This is a genomic window from Streptomyces sp. NPDC051183, assembly GCF_040682455.1.
In the GTDB taxonomy this organism is placed as follows: domain Bacteria; phylum Actinomycetota; class Actinomycetes; order Streptomycetales; family Streptomycetaceae; genus Streptomyces.
In genome coordinates, this window is sequence record NZ_JBFBBA010000081.1 from 1 (window position 1) to 13,298 (window position 13,298).

Below are 13,298 nucleotides of genomic sequence, written 5' to 3' on the forward strand. Positions count from 1 at the left end.
CCATGGACACCTGCCAGCGACCAGCCCGAGTACCCCTAACCCCCTGCACACCAGCCCACCTGACGTGCAGTTTTCACGATGCACACTGCTCAGTGCACATCACACGACGCGCATCACTCGGGCTCTGAGCAAGTGCCGTGCAAGGATCTCGCACATGATGATCGAGCCCACTCTGACGCAGCATCGCTCCCCGTGGGTCGTGTTCACCTCCCCTGCCGACCCGTGGCTGGCGTCGGAAACGGCCGCGCTCGTGCAGCGGGACGGTCTGGTCCTGCGGCTGGACGGCCGGGAGATGCGGGATCCTGCGTCCGTCTTCCGGATTTTCGCCCAGGAGCTGTCGTTCCTCGGCTACTTCGGCCACGACTGGGACGCCCTTGTGGACTGCCTCCACGACTGGCACGGTCCCGGGCACGGGAACCAGGACCTCGCGATTCTGATCGAGCACGCGGACGACCTGCTGAAATCGGACTTCCTCGGGCGGTTCGTATCGGTTCTTGCCCAGGCAGCCTGGAACTCCAACCTGCGCCTGGACGGCGATGGCGAGCTGGATGAGTGGCGGCAGCGCATCGCCCAGCACTTCGTCTTCCTCCTGGACCACACCGCACCCGCTGCCTTCACGGAGAAGGCAGCCCGCGGCATGGACGTGGCGGTGTCACTCTCGGAGGGCCGCCTGCTCGCCACACTGACCGACATCGACTGGCCCGGTGGCGATCCCGCGTCCGCCCCCTGGACGGCCGGACCGCTCTCCTTCGCGGACGAGGAGATCCTCAGCGGCATGACCATCAAGGGCATCAAGCTGTTCCGAGACCACCTCGGCTGCTCGATCCACGAGGCCCTGGACATCTTCCAGTCCCGCTCTGAGCACCTGCACCGCGAGCCAGCCGGACTGCGCAGTGCTCAACCAGGCCCTGAGCCAGGAACTCCCGTCGGCTGAGGTCAGGGCTGTCGCTTCTTGGCGGTCTGCTCGGTGTCGGCGTCAGAGGGTGCGGGCGGTGATGTCGCCGTAGGCGGTGGTGGCGTGGATGTTCAGGGTGGGGGTCTCGGTGTTCGTCAGGGCGTTGTGGATGCGGCCGTAGGCGGTGCCGGCGTCGAGGGTGGCGGAGGTTCCGCGGGCGGCGGCCACGGAGATCTGGCCGTACTCCGTGCGCAGCTTGAGCGTGCCGCGGATCGCCTCCGTGATGGCGAGGTCGCCCTTCTGGGTGGTGATCTCGGCGGGGCCGGCCAGGCGGCCGATCGAGACGTTGCCCGCGGCGAGGGTCAGGCGGGCGCTCGCGGCCTCGTCGAGCTTGACCGTGCCTTGTGCGACCTCGAAGGTCACGTCTCCGAGGCGGCCGACGCCGCGGAGTTCAGCGGCGGCCGCCTTCGCCTCGATGCGGGAGTCGGCCGGCAGCTGGACGGTCACTTCCACCGAGCCGGAGTTGCCGAGGAACTTGTTCTTCGCCGGAGCGGCGCCGATACGCAGGACGCCGTCGACGTACTCGACCGTCGTCTGCTCCGCCGCCTTCGTGTCCCGGGCGTTCGAGGGGTCGGCGGGCAGGACCTCGACGGTGGTGTCGGCGCGGTCGGCGGCGATGAAGCGGATGCGTCCGGCGGGGATGTCCAGGACGGCGGCGATGGGGGCGGTGGTGTCGAACTTCTGCATTGTCTCTTCCTTCGACTCGTTGTTCGCGATGAAGGAAAAGCTACGTTGCGTTTGGGAGTTAGGCAACTTGTTCGTTGCATTGCTTGCGGGTTTGCGCAGGTCAGAGGTTGGAAACCGTTGCGGTGAGGGTGAGGGTTAATGCAACGTTGGCGGTTACGCGTTGCAATAGAGTGGGAGTGAACGCTACTGCTGGGCGGCTGTCGCCGCGTATCCGTGCTGGATCGCGAAGACCGTCAGCTGGGTGCGGTTGGAGGTGCGCGTTTTCGTGCGCAGGCGGCGGAGGTACGTGTCGACGGTGTGGGGGCTCAGGCAGAGCTGGCGGGCGATGGAGGAGACGGTGTCGCCCGTGCTGAGGAGGACGAGCACTTGGCGCTCGCGTCCGGTCAGGGTGGGTTCGGTGTCCTTCATGCTGCCTCCTGGTGTGCTGGTACGGGGTGGGTGTCGCGGGCGCGGGCCGGTCAGGCGCCCCAGGAGGTGTCGGTGGGGTTCTGGCAGTCCCGCAGACCGCAGTCCAAGTCCGGCTGCTCGGTGATGTCGCCCGCGAGGGCGGCGGTCGAGGTGGCTTCGGATCCGGTCGAGGTGGCGAGCGGCACGGCCGGGAACGCGAGCAGGACAGCGGTCGTCATGATCAGCAGGAAACGCTTCACGGGAACTCCGGAGTGGGCTGGAGGATGCGGTCTTTGCAGGTCATCTGGTATTCAGCTACTGGTGGGAGCCTGCCGGGTCATCCGGGGCGCGGGCAACGGATCATGCACCTCACCAAGTTGCATGGCAGTTTGGAGTCGGGGGTGCAAAGTGGCCTTTAGCGGCATGGAGGCGGATGAAAGCGGCGACGAGAGCGGTGCTCTGGAGGCCGAACTCGCGCTGTACGACTGGGCCTTGCAGCACCAGAGCGTCGATGCCGCCAGAGCGGCGGTGGAGCTGGGCCTGAGCCGGTCCGAGCTGGACGCCGCCGCGGAGCGGCTGCGGGAGGCCGGACTGATCCAGCGCGTGCCCGGTGACCCCTCCCGGGAGCACGCGGTGGCCCCGGAGGCCGCCACGGGAGCGCGCATCGCCTCGCTGGAGGCGCGGATCCGGGAGCAGCAGTTGCAGATCGCCGGGATCCAGATGCGGGCCGCGCGCTTCGCCCCCGTCTACCACCACCGGGGCACGCGCGACACGGGCGAGCTGGAGGTCCTCTCCACACTGGACGAGGTCCGCACCCTGCTCAACCGCATGTCCGCGCAGTGCCGGGAGGAGGTGCTGTCGAGCCAGCCTGGCGGCGGGGCCCGTAAGCGCGAGCCCATGGAGGAGGCCCTGGCGCGCGACCGGCCCCTGCTGGAACGGGGCGTCAGGATGCGGACCCTGTACCACCACACGGCGCGGTTCCACGGCGCCAGCCAGGTGTACGTGGCCGCCGCCTCCGCCCTGGGCGGCCAGTACCGGACCAGTCACGAGCTGTTCGGCCGCGTCATCATCTTCGACCGCGAGACGGCCTTCCTGCCGACCACCGACGGGGCCTGGGGCGCGGTGGTGGTCCGCGAGCCCAACACCGTCGCCTACCTGTGCGGCCTGTTCGAGCAGACGTGGGAGACGGCCACGCCCTTCGCCAACGCCGGTGACGAGGGGTTCGCCAAGGTGGCGGGCGAACTCGACCGCACGATCCTGCAGTTACTGGCTGCGGGGCTCAAGGACGAGTCGGTCGCCCGGCGTCTGGGCATGTCCCTGCGGACCACGCGCCGTCACATCGCGGACATCCTGGAGCAGTTGGGCGCGGAGAGCCGCTTCCAGGCCGGGGCCGCCGCGGTCCGCAGCGGGCTGTTGGAGTAGCGCAAAGCTGTGACTTTCCCCCGTGCGGCTGCTACGCGAGGCTGGTGCCGTCCTCGCGGGAGTCGCGAGCAGTGTGCGACACGAGGGGGAAGTACATGCGGCCTGACCTGCAGCTCCGGGAGCTCGCTGTCTTCGTACGCGCCCACAGCGAGCAGGGCCCCGGCATCCTGTGGCCCGACCACGCCGCCCCCGACGGCTGGGGCGGCGACCCGGGTGGGCTCGCCGCCCGGCTGGCGCTGCTGCTGGACCGTGCGGTGGCCGTCGCCGGCCCCGACTCCTTGGTGTCGCCGTGCCCCGAGGACCTGTTGGTGCTCCAGCAGGCGGGAGGCAGCGGCTGGCACCTCAGCGCGCCCTGCCGTCCGGGCGCCGCGCCGGAGGCCTTGCGGTTGCGTACGGGCGAGGCGCTGTTCGTACCGCGCGGGTACACGGTCCGGGTCGAGCGGACCGGCTCGGCCCGGCTGCTGTGCCTGACGATCGCCGCGGTTCAGTCCAGGGCGGTGTAGGCGGCGGCGAGGGCGTCGGTGACCTCGACGCAGAGGCCTGCGTCGAGGAGTTGCCCGGCGTACGCGGAGACGTCGGCGGCCGTACGGGTGGCCAGCTCGGCGATGTCGACGGGGTGGCCCGAGAGCAGGGCCTCCAGGGCCGGGCGCGCCTGCGCCGGGAAGGCGAGGGTGTGGCCCGGGACGGTCACCGTGACCGTTTCGCCGTCGGCGGCGTCCGCCATGCGGGGCGGGAACTCGGTCAGGCAGGCCACCGTCTTCGCGGGTCCGAACACTCCCCGGGTGACCACCCGCTGGTTCTCGCGCAGGCCGAGGCCGCCGCGGTCGAGGAACATCGCCCCGGAGCGTGCGAACGCGGCCGGCGGGTACTGCTCGGCGAGCGCGGTGAGCGTACGGACGAAGTCGTCCGGATCGGTGGACCCGGAGATGTCCCGGCGGAAGAGCCCGACGTGGCAGGCCCGCTCGGTCAGGGCCCGAAGCCAGTCCATTCCGGTGCGTTCCACGATCCCGAAGGTGACGTGCAGGGAGTAGCCGCCGGGGTTCTGGTCGCCCCGCGTGGCGGTGTGCCAGTAGCCGCGCGGGACGCACATGAGGTCGCCGGCCTCCAGGGAGCCGCGCCACAGGACCTCCTCGCTGGGGGCGGCGGTGCGGCGGACCTCGTTCAGCGGGTCCTTCAGCGTCTCGCCGCGGACCTCCCAGCTCTTGGTGCCGGCGAGTTGGAGGACGACCGAGTCGGAGGTGTCGACGTGGAGGTTGAAGCCGCCGGTGTCGCCGGTGGCCAGGAAGGCCGTGGCGTACACCTTCGCTCCCGTCAGCCACTGCAGGGCCCGGCAGGCCACGTCGAAGCGGGGGTCGATCTTCTCCAGGCCTCCGACGACGATCTGGCAGCCCTCCTGGAGGAGGAGGCCGAGGCGGTGGGTGTCGACCATCTCGTGCTCGTCGCCGCGTGTGGTGCGGGCCGTCATGTAGTCCCGGGGCGGGAGGAACACGCCCTTGCGCAGGCACAGGACCTGGCCGGGCCGTGACAGCGTCCGGTACGTGAGCAGGTCGAGCAGCCCGGTGGGTGTCAGGAGGCGTTCGCTCCAGCCGGGGAGCTCGGCCCGGGTGAACCGCGAGCCGAGGGTCCGCTGCTGGGGGTGGGCCAGCGCGTCCGCCAGCTCCTGGACGAACCGGAGAACCATGGCCTTGCCTTTCGGGAGGGGTGGGTTGGGTGGTTGGGCTGGGTGGGTGCGCCCGGTTCAGGCGAGGTCGGGGTCCAGGTCGATGGGGCTGGTGAGCGCCTGGGCCATGGCGAGTGCTTCCTGGCCCCCTTCGGTGGCGTCGAGGGCGCGCAGGGTCTCGACGAGCGAGTCGACCCGCTTCAGTTCGGTCGCGGTGGTCTCATGCATCGGTCGGCTCCTTCGTGGGCTGGGGCAGGGGCGGGGGCAGGGGCGGTTGGGGGCGAAGAGTCGCGTCCAGCCTCCTGTGGGAACGTCGCGGCCGAAAGCCCCGACAACGCGTTACCAGGAGTGGAGGACCGTGTCGCCGGGACGGCGCTCAGCCGGCGGGGACGGGGACGGGGACGGGGATCCCGTCGGTCACGCGCCATACGGCCAGCCGCAGGCGGCCGGTGATCCGCCTGGGGGCGGCGGGGTCGTCGAGGGCGGCGGCCAGGGCCTGTGCCATGGGTGTGTGGGTGGTGAAGGCGTGCTCGTGGCGGGCCTGGCGGGCCGCCAGTTCCCGTACGGTGTCGTCGGCTTCCTGGGCGGTGCAGGCGGCGGGCAGGTGTTCGGCCAGTTGCCGGTTGTTGCCGGCCGGCTTCCAGCACAGGACGTCCACGGCCTGTTCCGCGTTCTCCACGGTGGTCCTGCCCAGCAGCGGCACCCCCTCGCGCAGGCCCGCTGCCACCAGCGGGCCCCGGTCGCCGAGTACGGCGCGGGCGTGGAGGTCGGCTGCCTGGCGGGGGCGCGTGAGGGTGACGGCGAGCAGGCCGTCGAGGGCGGGCAGGCGGAGCCGCGGGGTGGCGGCGGCTGCGGTTGGTCTGGCCGCGGTTGGTCTGGCCGCGGCTGCCGGGTGGGGGTGGCGGGCGAGGCGGGCCGCGACCGCGTCGGGTACGGCTCTCAGCGCCTCGGGGGGTCCGGCGACGGCCAGGACGGCGCGGTCGGCGCGGTAGCCCCAGGCGGTGAGCGCGGCCACCTGTCGGTGGGTCACGGCGGCGACGTCCTCGCGCCGGGTGCGGGCGATGGAGTCCATGCCGGGTTCGTCGGCGGCGGCCGCGGCGAAGAGGCCTCCGGCGCGCAGCAGGGCGCTGGAGTCCATCCTCGCGGTTTCCAGTTCCACGGCCGTCCGCTCGGATTCCAGGGTCGCTTCGTCGACGGAGGCGTCGCCCAGGACGTCGACGAGCCGGGCCGCCAGGTCTGCGGCGGCCTCGGGTGCGGCGGTGGCCCGGAAGAGGGTGCGGGCGATGTCGGTCTGCGCGAAGACCGGCACGCTCCGGCGTACGTGTCCGGCGCCGCTGAGGGCCCGTACGTGCTCGGCCAGGTGCGCGGTGGACGCGGCGGTGGGCGGGTCGTCGCGGGACCCGCAGGCCACGGCGAGGCAGCCGCCGACGGAGCGGGCCCAGGGGACGGGGACGAGCCGGAGGCGTAGGCCGGCCAACTCTATTTCGGTGGCGGGGGGCGTCCCGTGTTCCGGGGCGGGGCTGGTCTCGGTCACAGGTTCCTCCTCAGGGCTTCTTCCACGGCGGGGCCGCAGGGCTCCGGTCCGACGACCGCCACGGCCGGGCGGCCGGGGGCCGCGCGCAGGCCCTCCAGCGAGGGCAGTTCGCGTACGGCCGCCACCAGGTCGGCGACCGGCCGTTGGCCCCGGGCCGCGCGGCGGGCCTCGTCGGCTTCGGCGAAGGGGTCGTCCAGGGAGGCGAGGAGGCGGGCCAGGCAGCGGTGCCGGGCGGCTTCGAACTCCTCCTGCGGGACCAGCGGGTCGTCGAGCAGGGCCCGTACGGTGCGCAGCAGGATCCGGGAGGTGTCCGCCGCGTCGGGGGCGCGGACGAAGGCGGTCGCGGCGACGCTGTTGGTGCTGTCCTGGGACCAGTGCCCGGCGGAGAAGCCGTAGGCGAGGGCCCGCTCGGTGCGCAGGGCCCGGTGCAGGCGGCCCTCCGGGCCGGAGCCGAGGAGTTCCACCAGCACCTCCAGGGTGCCGGGGCGGGTGGACTCGCAGGGCAGGCGTACGGAGAGGCGTGCGGATTCCGCGGTGGTCGGCGCGTGGGCGAGGCCGCCCTGCCAGGTTCTCTCGTCGGGGGTGGTGTGGGGTCGGTCGGGGACCGGGGGCGCGGTGGCGGGCTGTGCGGCGGGGGTGTGGGTGCGGGCGCCGCGGGTCAGGCGGGCCAGTTCGTCGCGGACCACGTCCGGGGTGAGGTTGGCGATGGTCTCGGGGTCGCCGAGCGGGGAGGGGGGTGCCCAGCCCCAGGCGGCCCGGTGGGAGGCCTGGTTGAGGCGGGTCAGGATCTGGCCGGCGCGTTGGGCGGCGAGGGCGCGTTGCGCGGCCTTGGCCCGCTCCAGGCGGTCCGTGTCCTGCGCGGACCAGCGGCCGGCGTGGGTGGTGAGTGCGGTGGCGGCCTCGGCGGTGTCGGCGTCCGCCGACCAGAAGGCGAAGGAGGAGCAGTCCGCGTCGAGTTGGTGCCGGGTCCGCCAGCCGCGTTCCGCCGCGAGACGGGCCGCTCCGGGGCGGGCGGGGTCGGCCAGCACGCGGGCCGTCAGGGCGGCCAGGCCGCGCAGGTGCGGGGCGTCGTCCTCGTGTCCGCGCGGCAGGTCGACGATGAGGGCGTGGCCGGGGCGGCGGGCGGTCATCGCGTGACCACCGGGGGCGTCGGGGCCGCCGGGGGCGTGATCTGCGGGGGCTCGGCCGCCGGGGTCGCGCCCGGCTGGCGCGGGGCCTGCGCGGGCGTGATCTGCGGGGGCGCAGCTTGCAGGGGCGCAGCTTGCGGGGGCGCGCCCGGCAGGGGCGCGGACCGCGAGGGCGCGCCCTGCGGGGACACACCTGGCAGAGGCAGGGCCGAGGGAGTAGGGGGCAGAAGCGCGGACTGCGGAAACGCGCCCGGCAGGAGTGCAACCTGCGCGGGTGCGGGCGGCAGGAGCGCCGCCTGCCGGGGCGGGGGCGACTGAGGCGCGCCCTGCGGGGACACACCTGGCAGAGGCAGGGCCGGGGGCGCAGAGGGCTGAGGCGCGGACTGCGAGGACGCGGGCGGCAGAGGCAGGACCGGGGGCGCAGGGGGCAGAGGCGTGGACTGCGGGGATGCGGGTGACAAAGGCGCGGGGTGCTGGGGTGGGGGTGGCTGAGGTGCGGGGTGACCGGGTGGTGGGGTGGGGGGTTGGGTTTGCTTGGCTTTTTGGGCCAGGGGGAGGGTGGTGGCTGTGGCCAGGAGGCCCGAGGCGATGATGACGGATCCGAGGTCGAAGTGGCCGGCCAGCAGGGCGCCGGCGGCCAGTGAGAGGAGCTGGCTCAGTGTCGTGGCCGTGCGGCGGAACGCCAGGACGCGGCCGCGGTGGCTGGGCGCGGCGCGCTGCTGGCACAGCATCACCGGGCCTATGCCGTAGAGGAACTGGTGCACGCTGATCAGCAGTCCGGCGAGCGCGGCCAGGACCACGCCGGTCGCTCCGCTCAGCAGGAGGACGGCCGCCGCGCTGACGGGGGCGGCCGCGAGGGCGCTCCACCAGACCATCCGGGTCGGGGCCACGGACTCCCGTGCGCGGCCCAGGACTACGGTGACCGCGAGCCATCCCAGGCCGGAGCCGACGCCGAACGCACCGATCATCCGCTCGGCCGTTTCCGCCTGGACCTGCCCGAGCCAGATGGCCAGTTCCTCGGTGGCCGCTCCCACGCACAGGTACATGGCGCACTCCGCGGCGACGGCGTAGCGCACGACCCGGTCGCCCCACAGGGCCCGCAGGCCGTCGGCCATCGCCGCGAGGCCGGTCTGCGCGGTGCGGTCGGAGGCCGCTGACGAGGGCAGCGGGAGCAGGCACAGGGCGGCCACGGCGAATGTCAGGCCGTTGAGCAGCAGCACCCACTCGATGCCCCAGCCGCTCAGCAGGGCCGCACCCAGCAGGGGACCGAGCGTCATCGCGGCCCCGGTGGCGGCGTCGAGCAGGGAGTTGGCAGCCATGAGGCGGCCCGGGGGGATGGCGTCCGGCAGGATGCTCGACAGGGCCGGGACCCGGACCGCCGCCAGGACCTGGAGCACGCCGAGCAGCACCACGACGGCCACCACGTGCCGGCCGGCGGCGGCGACGGCCATGGCGACCGTGACCAGTGCCGAGGCAAGGTCCGTGGCGACGGCCACCCCGCGCCGGTCGAACCGGTCGGCGATCAGTCCCGCGAAGGGTGACACCACTACCTTGGGCAGGTGGAACACGACGAAGGCCAGCACGCCGGCCAGCGAGGATCCCGTGGTCTGCTGCACCCACAGGGGCAGGGCGAGGAACTGCAGGTACCCGCCCGCGGTCGACAGGCTCCGGCCGGCCCACAGGGTCCAGAACACCGTGCCCAGTGGTGTGCGTTCCTCTTGTTGTGGCCCTTGTTGTGTCGTCGGTTTTCCCGTCATGCCGCACGTCCCGGGGCCCGGTCGGCTTCGAGTGCGGCCAGGGCGTGCTGGGCTTTGGTACGGCCGGTGCGGGCCCGGCCCAGCCAGGCGTCCGTCCCGTCGGCGAGCTCCTCCAGCAGCCGCAGCGCGCGCGGGGCGGACGAGTTGACCTCCACCTCCACGCACGCGTAGGTGCCGACCGGCGGGCAGCCGTCGGCCGGGGCGCGGAAGGTGACCAGGTCCAGGCTGTAGGCGACCTCGGTGCCGTGCCGGTCACGGCCCAGGCACTTGACCCGCCGCTGGCTGGCGACGGCGACCGGGGCGAGCGGCCCCTCGGCGAGCCGGCAGTCGCGCACGTGCCCGACGGGCAGCCGCCGCGGGTCGTCGAGGGCCTCGGGCACCTCGGCCGGAGTCAGGCGTTCGGCCAGCTCCAGGCCGTCGCGCCAGGCGTGCCGGCGTACGGCCTGTTTGAGGGTCATCCAGCACACGTCCGATGCGCTGCCGACGTTGACGACGACTCCGAGGGTGTGGCCGGCGCGGATCAGGGAGCGGTTCGCGTCGTCCACGTAGATGGTGGAGGAGACGAAGGTCAGCGGTGGGCGCAGGGCTTCCAGCGCCGTGGTGAGGATGCTTCCCTCGAAGAACCGGGCGGGGTCCTGGATCCCGTCGTACTCGGCGAGGTCCAGGTCCCACTTGCATTCGTGTTCGACCCCGACGGAGACCGTCCGGCCCGGGACGGTTCGGGGGGTTGGGGCCTCTCCCGGCGCCGGGGGCGTGTCGGGCATGGGTTCCGCTCCTAGGGTGTGAGGTGTGGGTTCATGGCCGCGGCTGTGGGACCGTGAAGATGTCGATGTCCTCGTCGGTGAGGGGGAGGACACCGCGGAGCACGTCGCGCAGGACGTCCGCGCACGGGGGCGGGGGTCTGAAGTGGCCCGATTTCATGTTGGCGATGACCATGCAGTCCTGCGGCCCGCCCAGGACGGAGAGTTCGCCGGCCGCCCGTACCCTCAGGCGCTCGGGGACGAGCATCGGGTGCACCACCCGCATGCCGTCCACGCGGCGGTCGGGGGTCCGGCCGAACACCATCTCGGCCAGCGTGAACGGCTCGGGCCACACCAGCAGGCGGTAGGCGTCGTCCACCACGTAGATGTGGGTGGGGCCCGCCTGGAGCTGCCCGAACGCGACCTCGGGGCTCGTGACGTGCACCGGCCGGATGGCGCAGGTCTCCCGGAGGCTGCCGTACAGACGGTCGAAAACCGCCCGGTCGTACTCGATGAGCACCGGACGGTCGTGGATCAGCCGGTGGTGGCGGCCCCTGTCCACCATTCCACCGATGTCGTATCGCCGTTGGATCTCCTCTCCCAGATCGCGGACCCGCCGTGCGACGTCCGTATCCGAACGGTCTTTCACGAGGACTGCCCGCAGGGACAGCAATTCCTCGTAGAGGAGGAATACAACGGCCTGGGAATCAGGTCCGTATTTGGCGGACACTTCGGAACGGACTTCTGCGTACCGCGCGAGCAACGGGTGCTCCACGCTGCTCAGCCCCATGACGTACAACCCCTCCCGGGTGGTGAGACGGCCGTGCCGGGGTCAGCGAGACGCTGACCCCGGCACGAGGCTGACCTGGATCAGAACTCGCCGTGCTCACCCGGGCTGGCGAGCGCCTGGGTCATCGACAGCGCCTCCTGGCCGGTCTCGGTGGCGTCCAGGGCGCGCAGGTCCTCGACGATGGTGTCGACGCGGACGAGCTCGTTGTCAGAGATGTTGCTCATGGTGTATCCCCATTCCTTTTCGGTTTCGGCGGCCGGTTGTTTTCCTTTCCGTCCGCCGCTCACGAGAAATAGGTTCTCGCACGGGGAGATCCCGGGAAAGTCACTTCATTTCGTTACCCCATTCCTGGTCCCGGGAAGGCGTTACCCGGGGCGGGGCCCGGTCCGGGAGCCCGTTTGCCGCGGGGCGCACCCGTTCGGGCGAAAAACCCGACGGGGTGTCGTGCCGTGCGGCGGGCCGTGGTCTGTTCAGGGGAAACGGGCTCGAAGAAGGGTGTGGAACGTTGTACTTGAGGCGTATCGGAACGGTCCTGGGCGCGGTCGCACTGACCGCGCTGACCATGCTGACGGTCCCGGCCGACGCTCACGCCGCGGCGGTGGCCTGCGGCGGAGGCGTGTCGACGGGCCGGGTGGCCGTCAACGGGTGCATCAGTGCCGAGCGGGGATCTCTGGGCAAGGTCATCACTCGGGAGATCACGGCGCACATCAAGGCGCGCAATACGGGACCCAGGGCGCTGAACGTCTCGTACGAGGCGTTCTTCCGTGTCGTCACCGGTGGTGACTGGGTGAAGCTGGGCAGCGGGCGCACCTACCTGAAGGCCGGCGAGTCCATCGGGCCGGTCGAGGTGGGGAGTTCGACCCGGGTGTGCGGGCCCGTGAAGGTCGAGATCCGTGTGCACGCCCGGGCCGACGGGGGTGTCTGGAGCGGCTGGTCCACCGCGGGCACGAGGCAGTGCCAGACCTGAGCGGGTGAACGGACGGGGCGGCGCACTCCGGCCCGTGCCGGGTACGCCGCCCTGGGCGGAACGGGGGTGCGGGGGGTTGCCCGCGCTGTCATGCCGGTTACTTCGGGTCGGCGTTGAACTTCGAGGTCGCCCAGAAGTAGCCGAGGGCGCTGAGGGCCAGGCACCAGGCGACCGCGAGCCAGCCGTTGTGGCCGATCTCGGTGCCGAGGAGGAGGCCGCGCAGGGTTTCGATGGCGGGGGTGAAGGGCTGGTACTCGGCGATGGGCTGGAACCAGCCCGGCATCGCGTCGATCGGGGTGAACGCGCTGGAGATGAGCGGCAGGAGGATCAGCGGCATGGCGCTGTTGCTGGCCGCCTCTGCGTTCGGGCTGGCCATGCCCATGCCGACGGCGATCCAGGTGAGGGCCAGGGCGAAGAGTGCGAGCAGTCCGAACGCCGCGAGCCATTCCAGGGCGGTGGCGCCCGTGGAGCGGAAGCCGATGGCGGCGGCGACGGCGCCGACGAGGACCAGGCTGGCGAGCACCTGGAGGACGCTGCCGACGACGTGTCCGATGAGGACCGAGCTGCGGTGGATGGCCATGGTGCGGAAGCGGGCGATGATGCCCTCGGACATGTCGGTGGAGACGGACACCGCGGCCCCGATGACGGTGCTGCCGATGGTCATCAGCAGGATGCCCGGGACGACGTAGGCGATGTACTCGGATCGGTCGGCGCCGCCCATGCCCGCGCTCATCACGTCGCCGAAGATGTAGACGAAGAGCAGGAGCAGCATGATCGGCGTGAGCAGCAGGTTGAGGGTGAGGGACGGGTAGCGGCGCGCGTGCAGGAGGTTGCGGCGCAGCATCGTGGAGGAGTCGCGTACGGCGAGGGAGAAGGTGCTCATCGGACAGACTCCTTGGGCTGGTTGGGAACGTCGGTGGCGCCGGTGAGGGCGAAGAACACGTCGTCGAGGTCGGGGGTGTGCACGGTCAGCTCGTCGGCCTCGATGCCTGCGGAGTCCAGCCGGTCGAGGATGGCGCGCAGGTCGCGCTGGCTGCCGTCGCTGGGGAGCTGGAGGGTGAGGGAGTCCTCGTCCCGGGTGGTCTCGCGGAGGGCGGAGGCGGCGGAGCGGTAGGCGGAGGGGTCGGAGAAGCGGAGCCGGACGTGGCCGCCGGGGATCAGGCGCTTGAGCTGCTCGGCGGTGCCTTCGGCGGCGATCTTGCCGTCGTTGAGGACGGCGATGCGGTCGGCGAGTTGGTCCGCCTCCTCCAGGTACTGGGTGGTGAGGAAGAC

Annotated in this window: 17 protein-coding genes; 4 read left to right on the forward strand and 13 right to left on the reverse strand. The window is 72.1% G+C overall.

Features of this window, described 5'->3' with window-relative positions; translation table 11 throughout:
* Positions 1–154: 154 nt before the first annotated feature.
* Positions 155–934 carry a barstar family protein gene (locus AB0M99_RS36380; protein WP_365928322.1) on the forward strand — a complete coding sequence of 260 codons (780 nt, stop codon included), beginning with the start codon at positions 155–157 and terminating at the stop codon, positions 932–934.
* Between the two features lie 42 nt (positions 935–976).
* Here AB0M99_RS36380 and AB0M99_RS36385 read toward each other — a convergent pair whose 3' ends face one another.
* The 3 genes from AB0M99_RS36385 to AB0M99_RS36395 all read right to left on the reverse strand — a co-directional run bounded on the left by AB0M99_RS36385 (position 977) and on the right by AB0M99_RS36395 (position 2,268).
* Positions 977–1,642, reverse strand: coding sequence for a DUF4097 family beta strand repeat-containing protein (locus AB0M99_RS36385; protein WP_365928324.1), 666 nt, complete (start codon positions 1,640–1,642; stop codon positions 977–979).
* 183 nt (positions 1,643–1,825) lie between these two features.
* On the reverse strand, positions 1,826–2,050 hold the full coding sequence (locus AB0M99_RS36390; protein ID WP_365928326.1) for a LuxR C-terminal-related transcriptional regulator: 225 nt from the start codon (positions 2,048–2,050) through the stop codon (positions 1,826–1,828).
* 50 nt (positions 2,051–2,100) lie between these two features.
* Positions 2,101–2,268: a hypothetical protein gene (locus AB0M99_RS36395; RefSeq protein ID WP_365928328.1), complete on the reverse strand. Its 168-nt coding sequence runs from the start codon at positions 2,266–2,268 to the stop codon at positions 2,101–2,103.
* 184 nt (positions 2,269–2,452) lie between these two features.
* On the opposite strand from AB0M99_RS36395, the gene AB0M99_RS36400 reads away from it, so the two are divergent.
* The gene (locus AB0M99_RS36400) at positions 2,453–3,451 is read left to right on the forward strand and encodes a helix-turn-helix transcriptional regulator (RefSeq protein ID WP_365928330.1); all 999 of its coding nucleotides are present in this window, start codon (positions 2,453–2,455) and stop codon (positions 3,449–3,451) included.
* Positions 3,452–3,546: 95 nt separating this feature from the next.
* Entirely contained in the window at positions 3,547–3,954 is a 408-nt protein-coding gene (locus AB0M99_RS36405; protein ID WP_365928332.1) for a hypothetical protein, read from the forward strand.
* On the opposite strand, the gene AB0M99_RS36410 is transcribed toward AB0M99_RS36405, so the two are convergent.
* From AB0M99_RS36410 to AB0M99_RS36445, 8 genes are all read right to left on the reverse strand, one after another.
* Positions 3,936–5,132 (reverse strand): cupin domain-containing protein, encoded by a 1,197-nt coding sequence (locus tag AB0M99_RS36410; RefSeq protein WP_365928334.1) that lies wholly within the window; start codon positions 5,130–5,132, stop codon positions 3,936–3,938. The genes AB0M99_RS36405 and AB0M99_RS36410 overlap by 19 nt on opposite strands.
* A 57-nt stretch (positions 5,133–5,189) precedes the next feature.
* The gene (locus AB0M99_RS36415) at positions 5,190–5,339 is read right to left on the reverse strand and encodes a hypothetical protein (protein WP_365928336.1); all 150 of its coding nucleotides are present in this window, start codon (positions 5,337–5,339) and stop codon (positions 5,190–5,192) included.
* Between the two features lie 148 nt (positions 5,340–5,487).
* Entirely contained in the window at positions 5,488–6,645 is a 1,158-nt protein-coding gene (locus tag AB0M99_RS36420; protein ID WP_365928338.1) for a hypothetical protein, read from the reverse strand.
* On the reverse strand, positions 6,642–7,775 hold the full coding sequence (locus AB0M99_RS36425; protein WP_365928340.1) for an insulinase family protein: 1,134 nt from the start codon (positions 7,773–7,775) through the stop codon (positions 6,642–6,644). Before AB0M99_RS36425 ends, AB0M99_RS36420 begins: the two co-directional genes overlap by 4 nt.
* A complete protein-coding gene (locus AB0M99_RS36430) occupies positions 7,772–9,466 on the reverse strand; it encodes an MFS transporter (protein WP_365928342.1) in 1,695 nt (564 codons plus the stop codon). The genes AB0M99_RS36425 and AB0M99_RS36430 overlap by 4 nt, the downstream gene beginning before the upstream one ends.
* Before the next feature lie 59 nt (positions 9,467–9,525).
* The gene (locus AB0M99_RS36435; RefSeq protein ID WP_365928344.1) at positions 9,526–10,293 is read right to left on the reverse strand and encodes a hypothetical protein; all 768 of its coding nucleotides are present in this window, start codon (positions 10,291–10,293) and stop codon (positions 9,526–9,528) included.
* Positions 10,294–10,324: 31 nt separating this feature from the next.
* On the reverse strand, positions 10,325–10,834 hold the full coding sequence (locus AB0M99_RS36440) for a hypothetical protein (protein ID WP_365928346.1): 510 nt from the start codon (positions 10,832–10,834) through the stop codon (positions 10,325–10,327).
* A gap of 305 nt (positions 10,835–11,139) precedes the next feature.
* Entirely contained in the window at positions 11,140–11,283 is a 144-nt protein-coding gene (locus AB0M99_RS36445) for a hypothetical protein (protein ID WP_159046065.1), read from the reverse strand.
* A 287-nt stretch (positions 11,284–11,570) separates the two neighbouring features.
* Here AB0M99_RS36445 and AB0M99_RS36450 point away from each other — a divergent pair, with 287 nt between their 5' ends.
* Positions 11,571–12,026, forward strand: coding sequence for a hypothetical protein (locus AB0M99_RS36450; protein WP_365928348.1), 456 nt, complete (start codon positions 11,571–11,573; stop codon positions 12,024–12,026).
* A 97-nt stretch (positions 12,027–12,123) separates the two neighbouring features.
* On the opposite strand, the gene AB0M99_RS36455 is transcribed toward AB0M99_RS36450, so the two are convergent.
* Both AB0M99_RS36455 and AB0M99_RS36460 read right to left on the reverse strand, forming a co-directional pair.
* Positions 12,124–12,909: an ABC transporter permease gene (locus AB0M99_RS36455; protein ID WP_365928350.1), complete on the reverse strand. Its 786-nt coding sequence runs from the start codon at positions 12,907–12,909 to the stop codon at positions 12,124–12,126.
* The coding region (locus tag AB0M99_RS36460; RefSeq protein WP_365928352.1) for a DUF4162 domain-containing protein at positions 12,906–13,298 on the reverse strand (393 nt) is incomplete at its 5' end. The genes AB0M99_RS36455 and AB0M99_RS36460, both read right to left, overlap by 4 nt.

Coding starts and splice junctions, on each gene's coding strand:
- AB0M99_RS36380 (WP_365928322.1), top strand. CDS start 155: ATGATGATCGAGCCCACTCTGACGCAGCATCGCTCCCCGTGGGTCGTG.
- AB0M99_RS36385 (WP_365928324.1), bottom strand. CDS start 1,642: ATGCAGAAGTTCGACACCACCGCCCCCATCGCCGCCGTCCTGGACATC.
- AB0M99_RS36390 (WP_365928326.1), bottom strand. CDS start 2,050: ATGAAGGACACCGAACCCACCCTGACCGGACGCGAGCGCCAAGTGCTC.
- AB0M99_RS36395 (WP_365928328.1), bottom strand. CDS start 2,268: ATGACGACCGCTGTCCTGCTCGCGTTCCCGGCCGTGCCGCTCGCCACC.
- AB0M99_RS36400 (WP_365928330.1), top strand. CDS start 2,453: ATGGAGGCGGATGAAAGCGGCGACGAGAGCGGTGCTCTGGAGGCCGAA.
- AB0M99_RS36405 (WP_365928332.1), top strand. CDS start 3,547: ATGCGGCCTGACCTGCAGCTCCGGGAGCTCGCTGTCTTCGTACGCGCC.
- AB0M99_RS36410 (WP_365928334.1), bottom strand. CDS start 5,132: ATGGTTCTCCGGTTCGTCCAGGAGCTGGCGGACGCGCTGGCCCACCCC.
- AB0M99_RS36415 (WP_365928336.1), bottom strand. CDS start 5,339: ATGCATGAGACCACCGCGACCGAACTGAAGCGGGTCGACTCGCTCGTC.
- AB0M99_RS36425 (WP_365928340.1), bottom strand. CDS start 7,775: ATGACCGCCCGCCGCCCCGGCCACGCCCTCATCGTCGACCTGCCGCGC.
- AB0M99_RS36435 (WP_365928344.1), bottom strand. CDS start 10,293: ATGCCCGACACGCCCCCGGCGCCGGGAGAGGCCCCAACCCCCCGAACC.
- AB0M99_RS36440 (WP_365928346.1), bottom strand. CDS start 10,834: ATGGTGGACAGGGGCCGCCACCACCGGCTGATCCACGACCGTCCGGTG.
- AB0M99_RS36445 (WP_159046065.1), bottom strand. CDS start 11,283: ATGAGCAACATCTCTGACAACGAGCTCGTCCGCGTCGACACCATCGTC.
- AB0M99_RS36455 (WP_365928350.1), bottom strand. CDS start 12,909: ATGAGCACCTTCTCCCTCGCCGTACGCGACTCCTCCACGATGCTGCGC.